General features: G+C 51.7%; 14 protein-coding genes and 2 riboswitches. Of the genes, 5 read left to right on the top strand and 9 right to left on the bottom strand.

The annotated features are described in order from the left end of the window. Positions 1 to 161 precede the first annotated feature (161 nt). Together NSU14_RS31840 and NSU14_RS31835 are read left to right on the top strand one after the other, a co-directional pair. Positions 162 to 455: a hypothetical protein gene (locus NSU14_RS31840; RefSeq protein ID WP_336101544.1), complete on the top strand. Its 294-nt coding sequence runs from the start codon at positions 162 to 164 to the stop codon at positions 453 to 455. A gap of 212 nt (positions 456 to 667) precedes the next feature. After that, entirely contained in the window at positions 668 to 943 is a 276-nt protein-coding gene (locus NSU14_RS31835) for a 4a-hydroxytetrahydrobiopterin dehydratase (protein ID WP_042132716.1), read from the top strand. Positions 944 to 1049: 106 nt separating this feature from the next. Here the strand turns inward: NSU14_RS31835 and NSU14_RS31830 are convergent, their stop codons facing one another. The 6 genes from NSU14_RS31830 to NSU14_RS31805 all read right to left on the bottom strand — a co-directional run bounded on the left by NSU14_RS31830 (position 1050) and on the right by NSU14_RS31805 (position 6994). Further along, positions 1050 to 1406: a c-type cytochrome gene (locus NSU14_RS31830; RefSeq protein WP_039303895.1), complete on the bottom strand. Its 357-nt coding sequence runs from the start codon at positions 1404 to 1406 to the stop codon at positions 1050 to 1052. Between the two features lie 126 nt (positions 1407 to 1532). Next, positions 1533 to 2018 carry a GNAT family N-acetyltransferase gene (locus tag NSU14_RS31825; protein ID WP_042132717.1) on the bottom strand — a complete coding sequence of 162 codons (486 nt, stop codon included), beginning with the start codon at positions 2016 to 2018 and terminating at the stop codon, positions 1533 to 1535. 248 nt (positions 2019 to 2266) lie between these two features. Then, positions 2267 to 2758: a C40 family peptidase gene (locus NSU14_RS31820; protein WP_042132718.1), complete on the bottom strand. Its 492-nt coding sequence runs from the start codon at positions 2756 to 2758 to the stop codon at positions 2267 to 2269. 5 nt (positions 2759 to 2763) lie between these two features. Then, positions 2764 to 2907: riboswitch (cyclic di-AMP (ydaO/yuaA leader) on the bottom strand. A gap of 387 nt (positions 2908 to 3294) precedes the next feature. Then, complete coding sequence (locus tag NSU14_RS31815) at positions 3295 to 3723, bottom strand: C40 family peptidase (RefSeq protein ID WP_042140612.1); 429 nt, start codon at positions 3721 to 3723, stop codon at positions 3295 to 3297. Between the two features lie 57 nt (positions 3724 to 3780). Then, positions 3781 to 3919: riboswitch (cyclic di-AMP (ydaO/yuaA leader) on the bottom strand. A 217-nt stretch (positions 3920 to 4136) separates the two neighbouring features. Beyond that, positions 4137 to 4934, bottom strand: a complete 798-nt coding sequence (locus NSU14_RS31810) for a hypothetical protein (protein WP_144026229.1) — start codon at positions 4932 to 4934, stop codon at positions 4137 to 4139. A gap of 44 nt (positions 4935 to 4978) precedes the next feature. Then, complete coding sequence (locus NSU14_RS31805) at positions 4979 to 6994, bottom strand: M1 family metallopeptidase (RefSeq protein WP_042132719.1); 2016 nt, start codon at positions 6992 to 6994, stop codon at positions 4979 to 4981. Positions 6995 to 7098: 104 nt separating this feature from the next. Between NSU14_RS31805 and NSU14_RS31800 the strand changes: the two genes are divergently transcribed. After that, positions 7099 to 7605, top strand: coding sequence for a YwhD family protein (locus tag NSU14_RS31800; protein ID WP_042132720.1), 507 nt, complete (start codon positions 7099 to 7101; stop codon positions 7603 to 7605). Between the two features lie 93 nt (positions 7606 to 7698). Here NSU14_RS31800 and NSU14_RS31795 read toward each other — a convergent pair whose 3' ends face one another. The 3 genes from NSU14_RS31795 to NSU14_RS31785 all read right to left on the bottom strand — a co-directional run bounded on the left by NSU14_RS31795 (position 7699) and on the right by NSU14_RS31785 (position 11301). Beyond that, positions 7699 to 8178, bottom strand: a complete 480-nt coding sequence (locus tag NSU14_RS31795; RefSeq protein ID WP_340948461.1) for an AbrB/MazE/SpoVT family DNA-binding domain-containing protein — start codon at positions 8176 to 8178, stop codon at positions 7699 to 7701. Positions 8179 to 8448: 270 nt separating this feature from the next. After that, a complete protein-coding gene (locus NSU14_RS31790; RefSeq protein WP_340948460.1) occupies positions 8449 to 9129 on the bottom strand; it encodes a DNA-3-methyladenine glycosylase in 681 nt (226 codons plus the stop codon). 99 nt (positions 9130 to 9228) lie between these two features. Beyond that, positions 9229 to 11301 carry a transglycosylase domain-containing protein gene (locus NSU14_RS31785; protein WP_340948459.1) on the bottom strand — a complete coding sequence of 691 codons (2073 nt, stop codon included), beginning with the start codon at positions 11299 to 11301 and terminating at the stop codon, positions 9229 to 9231. A gap of 222 nt (positions 11302 to 11523) precedes the next feature. On the opposite strand from NSU14_RS31785, the gene NSU14_RS31780 reads away from it, so the two are divergent. Beyond that, positions 11524 to 12381: a carbon-nitrogen hydrolase family protein gene (locus NSU14_RS31780; RefSeq protein ID WP_042132723.1), complete on the top strand. Its 858-nt coding sequence runs from the start codon at positions 11524 to 11526 to the stop codon at positions 12379 to 12381. A gap of 15 nt (positions 12382 to 12396) precedes the next feature. Next, positions 12397 to 13065 carry a GNAT family N-acetyltransferase gene (locus NSU14_RS31775; RefSeq protein WP_340948458.1) on the top strand — a complete coding sequence of 223 codons (669 nt, stop codon included), beginning with the start codon at positions 12397 to 12399 and terminating at the stop codon, positions 13063 to 13065. The last annotated feature ends 26 nt before the right edge of the window (positions 13066 to 13091 follow it).

The following is a 13091-nucleotide window of genomic DNA, read 5'->3' as shown; positions in this document are numbered from 1 at the left end:
CGCGTTTATCATCCTTGAACCGCGGGAGGACACTCTGCACGTAACCAAATCACGTATATTCTTATTTATCGACAGCATTCCCTTTTTTGTGAAGTGATTTTTTCGGCTATAATGGATAAGGTAAGTTATTATTCATCAGCGAAGAAAACGGAGTGATTGACGTGGGAGTTAAGCATGGCAGAGATTACAGTGAAATTCTGGTTGAACTGACAGGCGCAGTCGGACGGATTTCCGACGGGTATATTTTTTTCGAAATGGAGCCTGAGGAGTGGGAGAACCTGCCGGAGGAGTCGAAGCTGGAGGTCTGGGAGGCGCTTGCGGAGGATCTGTTCTACGCACTGGGCAATGAGCCGGTGATTCAGGTCGGAAGCGGGGTTGTAATGTACGATAAAGAAACGCACCGCATCAATATTCTGCTCGGCGACGAGGATTTGGCATCGGTCGTTCTGGTGTAGACCGGAAGCAGCTGCGGAGCCGGAATTTGTCCCAGGCATCAGCCCATGTTAAAATTGGGATGAGAAGTACTATTCGCCGGGATTTAAGAATACATTAAATCGAAAAAAATCTTTGGCCCGGCACATCCCTTGGACTTTAAGAAGCTGAGGGATGTTTTATTTGAAAGACAGGACTGCTGTGATATAGCTAATTAAGCAAGGGAGGAAACAAATTGCCATTTACAGAGGAAGAACTGCGGGAGCAGATCGGCAAGCTGGAAGGCTGGAAACTGGAAGAGGATATTATGGTGCGCAAATATATGTTCAATGAATATATGAAGGGAATTGCTTTTGTGGATGAGGTTGCTGCGATTTCGGAAGCGTTCGACCATCACCCGCATATCACCATTGACTACAAGACCGTTATCCTGCGTCTGCCTGCAGATGTGGAGAAGCTGGATATACGCCAGGCTAATGAAATTAACGAGGCTTTTGAGAAAAACCGTTAGAGGACAGGATCCTTATGGAAATGACAGTACCGCCTGATCCATAAAAATGCCCGTGCAGGGATACCAGGGTATCCTTTGCAGCGGGCATTTTGCTTTGGGCATGTTATTATTTCTTCTCGGCCAGCCATAACGCGACATTCGCAATTTCCTCAGGGGCTAGTTTGTCTTTGAAGGAAGGCATCTGCCCGCGGCCTTTGGTCACAATGCTGTAAATCTGCGCCGCGTCATGCTGTGCGCCCTCCTGCTGCAGGTTCGGTCCTACACCGCCCTGAAGCTGATCCCCGTGGCAGGTGATGCAGTTGGCTTTCACCAGGGCCTCCGCGCTGGTTGCGTCCAGCACAACCTCAGGCATTGTAGGTTTGTTCTCTTCAGCCACCTCGGCTTTGCCGGGCAGGGTAAACATTAAGACCACGGCAAAGGCACAGGCGGCAAAAAACAAACCGCTCATGATCCATTTCTGCATCTGCATCCGTCCCTCCATGTAAGCTGCTTCCTTCATTATACCGGATGGTGAAGCGTTATCATAGTATTTGTGTCAAAAAAATGAACGAAACTCCTGGGAAAATTGCAAACATACAGAAGTGGAATGCTATTTCTCATAGACCATACAATAAAATGGCTTATCGCCAGTTGGGGTTCTGCGTTCATAAGTATCCGTTATGGTAAATCCGCATTTCTGGTAAGCACGGATGGCCCGCTGATTCCAGGTCAGTACCTCCAAATCGATCTCCCGTTCCGGATAACGCTGCAAAGCCGCCTGAACGATGGCCTTCATGAACAGATGTCCCATGCCATGACCGCACAGATCGGGCCGCATGCCGATTCCAAGCCGGACTACACCCTCCATAGGGAACAGCTGGGCGAAGCCGCACAGGATTCCCTGTCCATTCACAACGGAAACGTATTGCTCGCTGCGCAGCTGCGGATCACCGAATTCAACACCGAGCGCCTGCATCTGCTCCCAGGGCATCCAGCCGTAAATATTATACGGGGGCCTGTAGTTCCACTCACAGATCTCAGCAGCATGCCGCGACTCCATAGGAACAACATAAAAAGTTACCGGGGAACTTATCATAAGCGGAGGCCTCCTTTCAATGGAACATTACTTCATTCTATAAATATTATATACAAAACGAGCCGGATTCGACGCAAAAACCTTGCAGAAAGACCGGAACTTGACAAACGCCAATAAATATTTTATGAAAGAGCGAAATTGGTGTTTTACAAATATAGAGCGGGGTAAGTAATTTTATAGACAAAAAAATAAGCCCTCCTCCAAGATTTCGGCAAAAATCCTGGAAAAGCGCTTATATTTAGGACAAATTATTGCACATCGTCATTCTCTTCGGAATCCGCAGCCACAGTCTTGTAAGCATCTGTACTCATAATCCGTTTGGCGCCAACGTAGCGGTTGACGTAGTAGCTGTCACTCAGCGAACTGATGGTTACACCACGCGAGGAAGAAGCATGTGCGAACTCACCGTCACCAACATAAATACCGACATGAGAAATGCCTTTGCCGCTTGTATTGAAGAATACAAGATCGCCCGGTCTCATTTCATCGCGGGATACAGCAGTGCCCATCTCATATTGGGAGCCGGATTGGTGGGGCAGGTTAATTCCGATCTTATCAAAAACATACATTGTAAATCCGGAGCAATCAAAACCGTTCGTGGATACACCGCCGGATACGTATTTGGTCCCGATGGCTTTGTCGATAACTTTATCCATTTTGGAATCCGCGAAAGCGCTTCCTGCTCCAATGGTGAAGATGATGGAAAAGCTTAGTACTGCGGCTGCTAGCTTCTTCTTCAAAAGTAAATACCCCTTCCAAATGCCTACGAGGTTAGCTTAAGGGTTCGGTTGAAGGTCCCCTATGACCCCTCTTAGAATAGGAGGTCAATTCACCCAAAGTTGGTTCCCCCGTTTCCCTAAATCTTTAGGGAACTCGGCACGACTGTTGATTAGGATTAGCTGTTATTCAATACATGACAAAACCTTTGTTAAAAGCGATTCAATAATTACAAAAATGTTACTAAAAGCTCACTGCGATAATTGTAGCAAAGACTAGGGCGCTTGGCAATCACTTATAACATATTAATGCATTTTTTTTGCGTTTTTTAGAGTTATAGCTGCATAGAAAGACTCATATTTACGCAGCAGGTGAGCTATTGATGAATTTTTCTTTGGATTTGGGATAAAAAGGTGTTTCAGGGCCTGCAGATGAGTGTAAAAGGTAGAATAAGGAAAAGGAAAAACCCGGAAATGATTACGGCAATAATCAAAACCGGGCTCGTATAAGTTACATTTAGTTGTTAGAGGTACGAATATTCGAGGAAATGTTCAAGGGTTCAATCGTAAGCGACAGCTTGGTAGGCTGTTGTGCTCATCACTCTTTTAGCGCCAACGTAGCGGTTGGCCCAGTATGCCTGACTCAGCGAACTGATGGTTACACCACGCGAAGTGGAGGATTGTGCGAATTTGCCATTGCCGACATAAATACCGACATGGGAAACTCCGTTGCCCAGGGTATTGAAGAATACCAAATCACCGGAACGCAAATTACTCTTGGATACGGCTGTTCCAACGCTGTACTGTGCCTTAGAGGTGCGCGGCAGGGTAAGGCCGATACTCTTGAATACGTATTTGGTGAATCCAGAACAATCAAAGCCGCTGGTGCTGGTGCCCCCGGTTTTATATGACGTTCCAATGGTTTTTGAGATCACAGTATCCATTTTGGAATCTGCGAAAGCGCTGCCTGCCCCAAGTGTGAATACCATCACAAGACCCAGCGCTGCTGCGGTGCATTTCTTCTTAAAGTTCTGACTTCTCAAAAGATGTACTCCTTCCAAGGCCTGCGAGGTTAGCTTAAGGATTCGGTAGAAGGTTCCCCTATGACCCCTCTAAAGCGAGATCAATTCACCCAAAATATGGTTCCCCCACTCCCCGGTGCAGGGAATTCGGCGTTTTGTGCACCAGAATAGTGACATATCGACATAAGGTTAAAGGCTTCGGTTACATAGCTGCTTAATTCCATTTGAAAGATTACAAATTTGTTACTAGTAGTACAGGCATCATTGTACCAGAGGATTTACAGTTTTGCAAATCAACTTGTCGCAGCTGTAAACAAAAAAGAGTCATGCACCTCACCAGAGGGGCGATGACTCTTTTAGTATGCCGTTTTGGCGGCCGATTATTGTGGGAATGATTTACTGGACCAGAGATGATACTGCGCGGCTATGCCCCACATTTTGAATAGGGTGGACGGCAGTGGAGCTGCCTGGCGCAGGAGCAGGGCCGGGAGGCCGGGGCAGAAGAGCGCTGCAGCGCTGCAGAGGATCAGCGTCAGCAGACTTCCTGCGCCTATAATGACGGATATCCCGATGGAGTGAAGAAGCACCTTCAGACAGATCAGCAGCGAAGTGAACATGCCCGTGCCGGCGGTATAACCGAACTGCATATACAGCAGCAGCTTGCGGATAAGGAAGAGGTAGACGAGCCAGCCCAGCACATAAGGCACGAGCGTCAGCAGCAGCGGATAATCGAGAATGCCGTTCAGAAGCAGACGGTACATCTTCGGCAACAGCCAATAGAGCGGCAGAAGGGCCAGCGCCCATTCAACGAGACTGAACAGCAGTACAGGCAGACCATAACGCTTCATCCCGGGAAAAAAGAACAGTCCGCGCTCCCCGGCACGTTCCTGGTGAAGCTCGTGCAGCAGACCCGCCCGGATAAAGGGGGAGAGCAGCAGCCGCAACACAGTCAGTGCCAAGAGCAGCCATAGCCATTGCCGGACGTCCGGGTCCGTGTGCAACGCAGCCTGCCCCTCAATATAATACAGCAGCCTGCCTATGCTACTGCCGCCGGCATTCGCATCTGGATAGCGCAGCAGTACCGGAACGACGGCGCTTTTAATGAATTTGTACATGAAGTAGCCCCAGAACAGCCGGTAGATAAATAGCAGAATCAGGATATAAAATTGCTCTTTCATGCTGTGCCAACCGCGGGTTATCGAAATTTTCACAATCCTTCACCTCACCAGACAAGAGTTCCGAGCAGGGTTTCAAGCAGTGTCGTCGCACTGAGCGTCCAGCGGGAAAGAGTATTGTGCTCAAGCTCCGCCATTCTGAAATTATTGAGATGCTTGCTCTCCAGCAGTATGGAATGTCCCGGATCAATCTCGGCGGAGACCAGAGGTGCTTTATACGATAATTCAAACGATGTTGTCTTCCCTTCGCCGTTCCAGTATTGCTGAACCGAGTACCCGTCCGAGAAAATGAATTTTACAGGGACATCCCCATAATGGCTGCCCTTGTTACTTACCTCAACTACAGCATCATATTGAATCCCCGCTCCGTTGCCGCCGTCCCGTTTAGCCGTGAGCCTGATGTCGTCTACTGCAAAATCAGGGGCTCCGCCGCTGTAGACATACTGGTCAAAATAAGTCTGCCAGGATTGCTTGGTCACTTTCTCCACAATCTTCTGGAAGTCAGCGGTTGAGGGATGCTTGAAGCGGTATTTACGGGCATAAGCAGCGAGAATGGCATCCATGTTCTTGGCTCCTGCTAACCGTTCGATGTCACGGAGCACCAGCTTGCCCCGGATATAGACATTGCGTGTGTAGGCATCATCTCCGGTGTATTTCCACGTCTCCAGATTGAGCGGCTGCGAGGAGGAGACCAGACTGGACTGCAGCGGGAGGCTTGAGGCAACGCCATATTCCTGCTCCATCAGCCGGTCTTCGGCATATGAGGTGAAGCTCTCGTCCAGCCACGCCTCCTCGAATTCATTGCTGGCGACCATGCCATAGAAATACTGGTGACCGATCTCATGGATCACGGTCCGTTCAAGCGAAGTGCCGGGCGATGCCTCGGCAGCACCGAAGGCAGTGATCAGCGTCGGATATTCCATCCCCCCGGCCCCATTGCCAGATTCAGGCGGGACTACAATGGATAAGGTGGAGTAAGGATACGGGCCATACCATTTGCTGAAGGCGGTCAGGGCAGCCTCTGCGGCCTGGAAGTAGCGCTCCTGAAGATCCTTATGCAGCGGGTCCAGATAGAGCTTGATCTTTACTCCGGGCACCTGCGGCGCGGAGAAGGCCTTCTCGGCAACCACAAAATCCGGCGATGCCGCCCAGGCGAAGTCATGAACATCATCTGCGTAGAACTGATAGATTTTGCGGTCCTGTACCAGCCGCGCGTTCTTCACCGGAAATCCGGTGGCGGCAACCTTGTAATCGGACGGGACGGAGATGGTTACATTGTAAATACCGAAGTCACTGTAGAACTCAGATGTGCCATGGTACTGATGCAGATTCCAGCCTTCCTCCTGTACTCCCCTTGTGCCAGCGGGCTCGTAGACGCTGAGCTTGGGAAACCACTGGCCGGCCATGACGAAGTTGCCGGCGGTTCCCATACGGGCAAATATTTTCGGAAGCTTGACCTCAAACTGGAGTTTGAGTGTTACGCTCTCACCACCGTTTACCGGCTGGGGCAGGTGGACCTTAAGCAGGGTCTTGTCATTCACATTGCCGTCGTCAGGCTGCACATACTGGGTGCGCTGCATTAGCGAAATCCCCTCGGAGGTCCGCAGATCCGTCAGCGTCAGGCTGCCGTATCCGCCCGCAGGCATGGAGTCGCCCCGGAGCGTTCCTCCGGATTCCTTCATAAAGGTTGTATTGCCGGAAGCGAATGCATTGGGGTAAAGGTGAAAATAGAGCTCTTGGACCGGTTTTTTGCCCGGATGGATCCAGGTCACCGTTTCGGAAGCTGCTAAGGTTCCCGTATCGGCCAGCAGCTGAACATCCATGTGGTATTCCACCACACGCTGGCTTAAAACCTCCGACACCGGAGGCGGAGTAATCTCCGGAAGAGTGGACTGCACAATTTGCTGCTGCGGCAGGACGGCGGGGGACTTGGCCTCTTTTGGGGCAGAGGCAGTCCATACGGCAGGGCTGTGCCCTGAAAGAAACCATATTCCGCCTCCAAGCAAGGTGAGAACAGCCAGAGCTGCGAAGATGAGGGTATACCTTAATGAATGTGGCTTCATACTGTGATTCCTCCCGTGACAAGCATCTACGGGATGTATATGTTTGCAATCGGCGCATTATTAGCTAAAATTAAATAATTAGTGAATGGAAAGGATGTGCACTTGTGGATAACGTACAACCAGAGGGCAAAAAGCAGATTGCCTTGAATATTGTGAATGCCAAGAGTAAGCATAAAGGCTTCGGGGCAGGCTCCATTGATCTGGGTAATGTATCGCCTGTTATTATTGATCAAGGTATCGCCGTTATCGATATCGGTGCCATGCATGCCAAGAGCAAAGTGGAGAAGGGGATTAAGTTCTCCGTGAACCGTGAGGATGTACCGGAAGGAAGACAGGTCTGGGTGGTCTGGGTTGCTGTGGACCGTACACCGGAGGGCCAGTTCTACGGCGGAATTACCGCCTGTGAGATGTGGATTGATTCCGAAGCCCGCCGGGGCTGGAAGATTCTTGCCGATCATGTCAATAAGCTGGATGCAGCCCTGAAACGGAAGATTATTGTGGAGGGACTTGGGTCTACGGAGCGGAATGCGCTGAAATCATTGCTGATCGCCCATAATGAAGAGTGGTGGGCCGCTTCGCCTGACGAGCTGAAAGCGGCATTGTCGGAGTAGTAAGCTGAACGAACATGCATATCAAAAAACAAGGCTTGGCTCTCTGTTAGCAGAGGGCCAAGCCTTATGTATAAGATGATGGGATATGCGCTACTACGGAGTCACTCTGCCGGCAGTATTTAGCTTGCGCTTCAACTGGCTTACTCTGGCCTGGCTGATTCCGAGCACCTCGGCAAGCTCCTTCTGGTTGGCATAGGGGTGGTCCTCCATCGCTTTCTCCAGACGCTGGCTCATTTCCTCCGTCTTCGTTCTCCGTCCACTGCGGACAGGTTCGGCGTTCTCCTCTGCAGGGCCTGGAGAGATTGTGATCTCTTCAGATCCGCGCCTGGGGTCGCTCAGCTCTTTGAGGCAGGTATTGCAAATGAATTGATCTTTATAGTAGGTTACATGATCAAGGCTTCTGCAAAATGTGCATTCTGTGGAGGTGTACTTTCTGAGGACGATAATTTCCTCATTCAGAATAAAAAACTCGATGGGATCCCCAATGTCAATATTTCGTGTCATGCGGATTTCTACGGGAACCACAATTCTACCAAGACTGTCTAAACTCCGGATCATGCCTGTATCTTTCATCCCATGTCCCTCATTTACATCTTTATATTTTTTGTGGATATCTCTGATTATAGCAGTAATTGTAAGTTTAGAGAACTGGGAAAGCGCATACAAATTATGTTGTTTCTTGTCGCTTATACGGGAAATAGCCCGTTTTTCGGCGCAGGAGAGGTTACGGGGCCGAAAAAATATAAAACCTCTCCCTTCGGGTAATCCCAAGGGAGAGGTTTATTAGGGTTCTCTATTTTTTACCCAAATTAGCACAGCCGAAACAGCGGAATGAAACTATCTTCAGGTGAGGATAACCGGCTGCGCATCCGTGCTGCTGACCGAGACATAGGGATTGCCCCGGAGATAGAAACGCCAAGGCTTCAGCGCGTATTCTTCTGCATAGGGAATATTGATGCGCGGAGCCTGGACAATATCCAGAGATTCCGGGGCTTCACCTTGCTCCAGCCATATTGGCCCCCCGCGGAGATCAAGCCTGGCCATGTTGAGGCTTTTGTCTATCCTCAGTGCCCGGCACAGCTTGCCCGGGCCGCCGGACAGATCCGAAGGCTTCCGGACAGCAATTCCCCGGTATGCAGCCATAAGCTCCGCGTCCCTGGCGGTAAGCGGCTCCACTGCACGGATCAGGACCGCATGCGGTTCGTCTTCAGTAGCGGTAACCACATTGAAGCAATAGTGCATCCCGTAGATCAGGTATACATACGTAGCGCCTCCGGCACTGAACATTACTTCTGTACGGGTTGTCCGCCGCCCTCCGTAGGCATGACTCCCTTTGTCTTCAGCGCCGCCGTAGCCTTCAGTCTCAACAATACGGCAGCGGATATCACCGTCTTCGGTGCGCCGGACGAGATGCTGGCCCAGGAGGCGCGGAGCTGCCTCTACTGCCGCAAGCGCATAGAGTTCAGGCGGAAGCAGCCGCTGCGGGGCGCAATGGTCCGGTTCGCCTGAAGAATTCAGCTTCATGAATGGTTGACACCTTCCTGCGGCGGACTAACGCTTAAGAGAGCGCCTTGCCGGGCTCATCCCATCGTAACGCAAGTCTCCGGCGGCAGCAATGCCGGATCAGTTCATCCACCAGCGTTTGATGTCATTCCATAGCGAATGGTCCTCCTTGACAGGCTCGGCAATCTCAGGGTTGCTCCCATCCGGGGGAGCATCGGTGCCGGAGGCGGCATGCTGGTCGCAGTACTCAGTAGGCTCAGTGCCGCTGATGAAGGTCGTAAGCTCCTTCTCCGGACAGGCTGCTGTAGCCAGCTTGCCGGACTGTGGATTGATATATACGCTGACCACGCCATCGGGAATCGGGAAAATCTTCGGCGGTACATTCTCCAGCGCTTTTTCCGTAAACTGCGCAAAGATAGGCGCTGCACGTCTTCCATCAGCGGTGGCAATATCCCGGCCCTTGTCGTAACCTACCCAGACCGCAGTAGAGAGCTCAGGAGTGAAGCCCACCATCCAGCCGTCTGTGTCGGTAGTGCCTGTTTTGCCGGCGACCGGGCGTTTGATCATCGAGGCTACGCGGTTACCCGTTCCTCCGCTCTCAAATACGCCTTCCATCAGCCGGGTCAGCACATAAGCGGCGGCCGGTTCTACCACAGACTGCCCTTGAGGCTGCGGAGCTTCATATAGAAGGTGTCCGCCCGCATCTGTAATTTTCAGAATTGCGGTAACAGGCTGCTTAACTCCGCCATTGCCGATAACTGCGAAGGCGGAAGCCATCTCCAGCGGACTGACAGGGGAAGTGCCGAGCGCCAGAGACGGGACACTTTGCAGCGGACTGTTGATTCCCATAGCAGCAGCCATAGCGGCCACCTTGTCCGCGCCAATCTTCATAATTGTATTTACGGCATAAATATTGTCGGAAGCGGCAATCGCCTGCTTCATGTTGATCTCACCGAGATACTTATCGCCGAAGTTGCGGGGCTGATAGGTTTTGCGGTTGTTGTCATAGTGGAACAGTGTCGGCTGGCTGTTGAAGACAGACAACCCTGTCATCTCCTTGGAAGACAGCGCGGATAAATACATAATCGGTTTAAAAGAAGAACCGGGCTGGCGTGTGGTAGCCAGGGCATGATTATACGCGCTCGAACGGTAATTGGTCCCTCCAACCATGGCCTTCACATAGCCGGTACGGGGGTCAATGGACACCAGGGCAGTTTCCAGCTCGCTACTATGGTCCATTCCCTGATCCACGGCCTCTTCCGCAGCCCGCTGCATATCCGGATCAAGTGTCGTGTAGACATTCAGCCCGCCCTGATCCAGTTCGTCACTGCTGATATGAAGACTGTCTATAACGAGGCTGCGCACGTAATCGCGGAAATAAGGAGCGGCTACAGTGGTATCCTTCTGCCCCTGCGGCTTGAAGGTCAGCTTCTCCCTGGCGGCGGCCTCCGCCTGCGATTCCGTGATATCCCCTACATCGACCATGGCTGCCAGAATGATACCCTGCCGCTTAACAGCACTATCCAGGTGCGTGTAGGGCGAGTAATAGGTGGGGCCTTTGGGAACTCCGGCCAGCAGTGCGCTCTCCGCCAGATCCAGGTCAGCGGCTGGTTTGCCGAAGTACATTTGGGCAGCGGCTTCAATACCATAGGCGCCGTGACCATAATAGATTTCATTTAGATACATGTTCAGAATCTCGTCTTTACTGTATTTCATCTCCAGCTGGAGGGTGTAGAGAGCCTCCTTGCTCTTGCGGGTCCAAGTTTTCTCATGGGTCAGGTACAAATTACGCGCAAGCTGCTGGGTTAGTGTACTGGCCCCTTGCGTACGCCCTCCTGCCTGCAGGTTGGCGAGCACCGCTCTGCCCATTCCTTTGAGGTCAAAGCCGGCATGACTATAGAACTTACGGTCCTCTACAGCCAGAGTGGCCTTGATGAGCAGCGGAGAGATTTGTTTAAGTTCCACAGGATCACGGCTGCGTCCGTCAGTAGTGAAGGTAGTCAGTACATTGCCCCTGGAGTCAAGCAGTCTGGAGCGGATATCATCTCCTAGAGGAGGTAGCGGTTTCTGATATAGGAACCCAAGCAGGACTCCGGCGCCCACCAGGAACAGCAGGACAGAGAAGAGCATCAGCCGGAAGAGCCGGCGGAGGCGGCGTTTCGGGACTTTGGGTGCAGTAGAATCGCGCGGCATAACATCAGGCTCCTTCTATTTCATGCAGAAACGGCCGGGTTACCACTTAATAAGTGGGCGGAGGCGTCTCTGCTGGTATTCTCCATTATGGGGAAGGAATAGAGGAGATATTCATGCGGCGGCACGCAGCATCTCCATCCTGTGTGATTTTGTGATCTGTTATGGTAAAATTTTAGTTACTTTATGAATGCACGCCATATCACGTATAGGAGGATTGCCGCCATGGCTATTCGCGTATCCGCTGTACAATATCATCTGCATACCATTTCCTCCTTCGCGGAGTTTGCCGCCCGGTGCGAGCACTATATAAGGACTGCCGGGGAGTACGGAGCTGAATTCATCCTGTTTCCCGAATTTCTGACGACACAGCTGATGTCCATAGGCAATGAACAGGGAGAAGCGCTCGGTATAGAGGATCTGCCGCAGTTCACAGAACGTTACCGGGAGATGTTCTCCGGCTATGCCAGGAAATATGCTGTACATATTATCGGGGGCACCCATGTACTGCGCCGGAACGATAAGCTCTATAATGTAGCTCACCTGTTTTACCCGGACGGAAGAATTGCCGAGCAGGCCAAGCTTCATATCACACCGGCTGAAGTTGAGGGCTGGAATATGGGCGCGGGTGAAGGACTGGAGGTATTCCAGACAGACAAAGGGACCATTGCCATGCTAACCTGCTATGATATCGAATTTCCGGAGATTGTACGCATGGCCAGGGCCAAGGGTGCGGATGTGATCTTCTGCCCTTCCTGTACAGATGACCGCCATGGCTTCCACCGGGTGAGGTATACGAGCCATGCCCGTGCCATTGAGAATCAGGTATACGTTGTACTGACAGGCACTGTGGGCTCGCTGCCTACCGTGGATCTGATGCGCGCCAATTTTGGGCAAGCGGCAGTCATTACGCCTAATGATATTCCCTTCCCTCCGCAGGGCCTGCTGGCCGAGGGGGAAATAGGCGGGGATATGATCATCACTGCCGATCTGGATCTGGAGCTGCTGTACCGCGTCCGTGAGCACGGATCTGTAACTACGTGGCGCGACCGCCGGACAGATCTGTACACGGACTGGACCTAAGGGGGAAGAAAGGGAATGTATTACAAGAGCTTCTACGCTTTTGAAGGTAAAACCCCGGTGCCTGCGGTAATCCGCAGCTATACGGAGGCCGATTTCGCGGAACTGGTCACGATTCAGTCTGAAGCCTTTCCGCCGCCCTATCCTGCAGAGCTGTGGTGGAACCGGGAACAGCTGCTGAATCATGTAACGCTTTTCCCGGAAGGGGCACTGTGTGCAGAGGTGGACGGAGAACTGGCCGGCTCGGTAACGGGACTCAAAATCCATTATGATCCGGAGACACCGGCCCTTCATCATACCTGGTCGGAAGTTACGGATGACGGGTATCTCACTACACATCAGCAAAATGGGAATACGCTGTATATTGCCGATCTGTGTGTCCGCCCCAAATACCGCAAGCTTGGACTGGGCAAGGAGCTGGTACAGGCGTTGTATCATGCTGTAGTGGAGCAGAAGCTGGAACGGTTGCTGGGAGCCGGGCGGATGCCGGGCTATCATCTAATGGCCGCCCGGATGCCGGCGGAAGCGTATCTGGCCGGAGTAGTGGCCGGTAGCTGGTCTGATCCGGTCATTACTTTTCTGCTGCGCTGCGGGCGTGTACCGGTCGGCGTTGTAGCGGATTATCTGGAAGATGAGGAATCGGGAAATTACGCAGCGCTTATGGAATGGCGGAATCCTTTTCTATAAGTTTCTCTAAAAGTTTCTATAATAGT

Source organism: Paenibacillus sp. FSL R10-2771 (assembly GCF_038000205.1).
Classification (GTDB): domain Bacteria; phylum Bacillota; class Bacilli; order Paenibacillales; family Paenibacillaceae; genus Paenibacillus_AQ; species Paenibacillus_AQ phytohabitans.
The sequence above is the reverse complement of the archived record's forward strand: the minus strand, read 5'-3'. Positions and strand labels throughout refer to the sequence as shown.

What these genes read in the sequence shown, in the direction of transcription:
- NSU14_RS31805 (WP_042132719.1), bottom strand. Translation starts at nt 6,994, where the DNA reads ATGAAGCCACATTCATTAAGGTATACCCTCATCTTCGCAGCTCTGGCT.
- NSU14_RS31815 (WP_042140612.1), bottom strand. Translation starts at nt 3,723, where the DNA reads ATGGTATTCACACTTGGGGCAGGCAGCGCTTTCGCAGATTCCAAAATG.
- NSU14_RS31810 (WP_144026229.1), bottom strand. Translation starts at nt 4,934, where the DNA reads ATGAAAGAGCAATTTTATATCCTGATTCTGCTATTTATCTACCGGCTG.
- NSU14_RS31775 (WP_340948458.1), top strand. Translation starts at nt 12,397, where the DNA reads ATGTATTACAAGAGCTTCTACGCTTTTGAAGGTAAAACCCCGGTGCCT.
- NSU14_RS31785 (WP_340948459.1), bottom strand. Translation starts at nt 11,301, where the DNA reads ATGCCGCGCGATTCTACTGCACCCAAAGTCCCGAAACGCCGCCTCCGC.
- NSU14_RS31795 (WP_340948461.1), bottom strand. Translation starts at nt 8,178, where the DNA reads ATGAAAGATACAGGCATGATCCGGAGTTTAGACAGTCTTGGTAGAATT.
- NSU14_RS31830 (WP_039303895.1), bottom strand. Translation starts at nt 1,406, where the DNA reads ATGCAGAAATGGATCATGAGCGGTTTGTTTTTTGCCGCCTGTGCCTTT.
- NSU14_RS31790 (WP_340948460.1), bottom strand. Translation starts at nt 9,129, where the DNA reads ATGAAGCTGAATTCTTCAGGCGAACCGGACCATTGCGCCCCGCAGCGG.
- NSU14_RS31825 (WP_042132717.1), bottom strand. Translation starts at nt 2,018, where the DNA reads ATGATAAGTTCCCCGGTAACTTTTTATGTTGTTCCTATGGAGTCGCGG.
- NSU14_RS31780 (WP_042132723.1), top strand. Translation starts at nt 11,524, where the DNA reads ATGGCTATTCGCGTATCCGCTGTACAATATCATCTGCATACCATTTCC.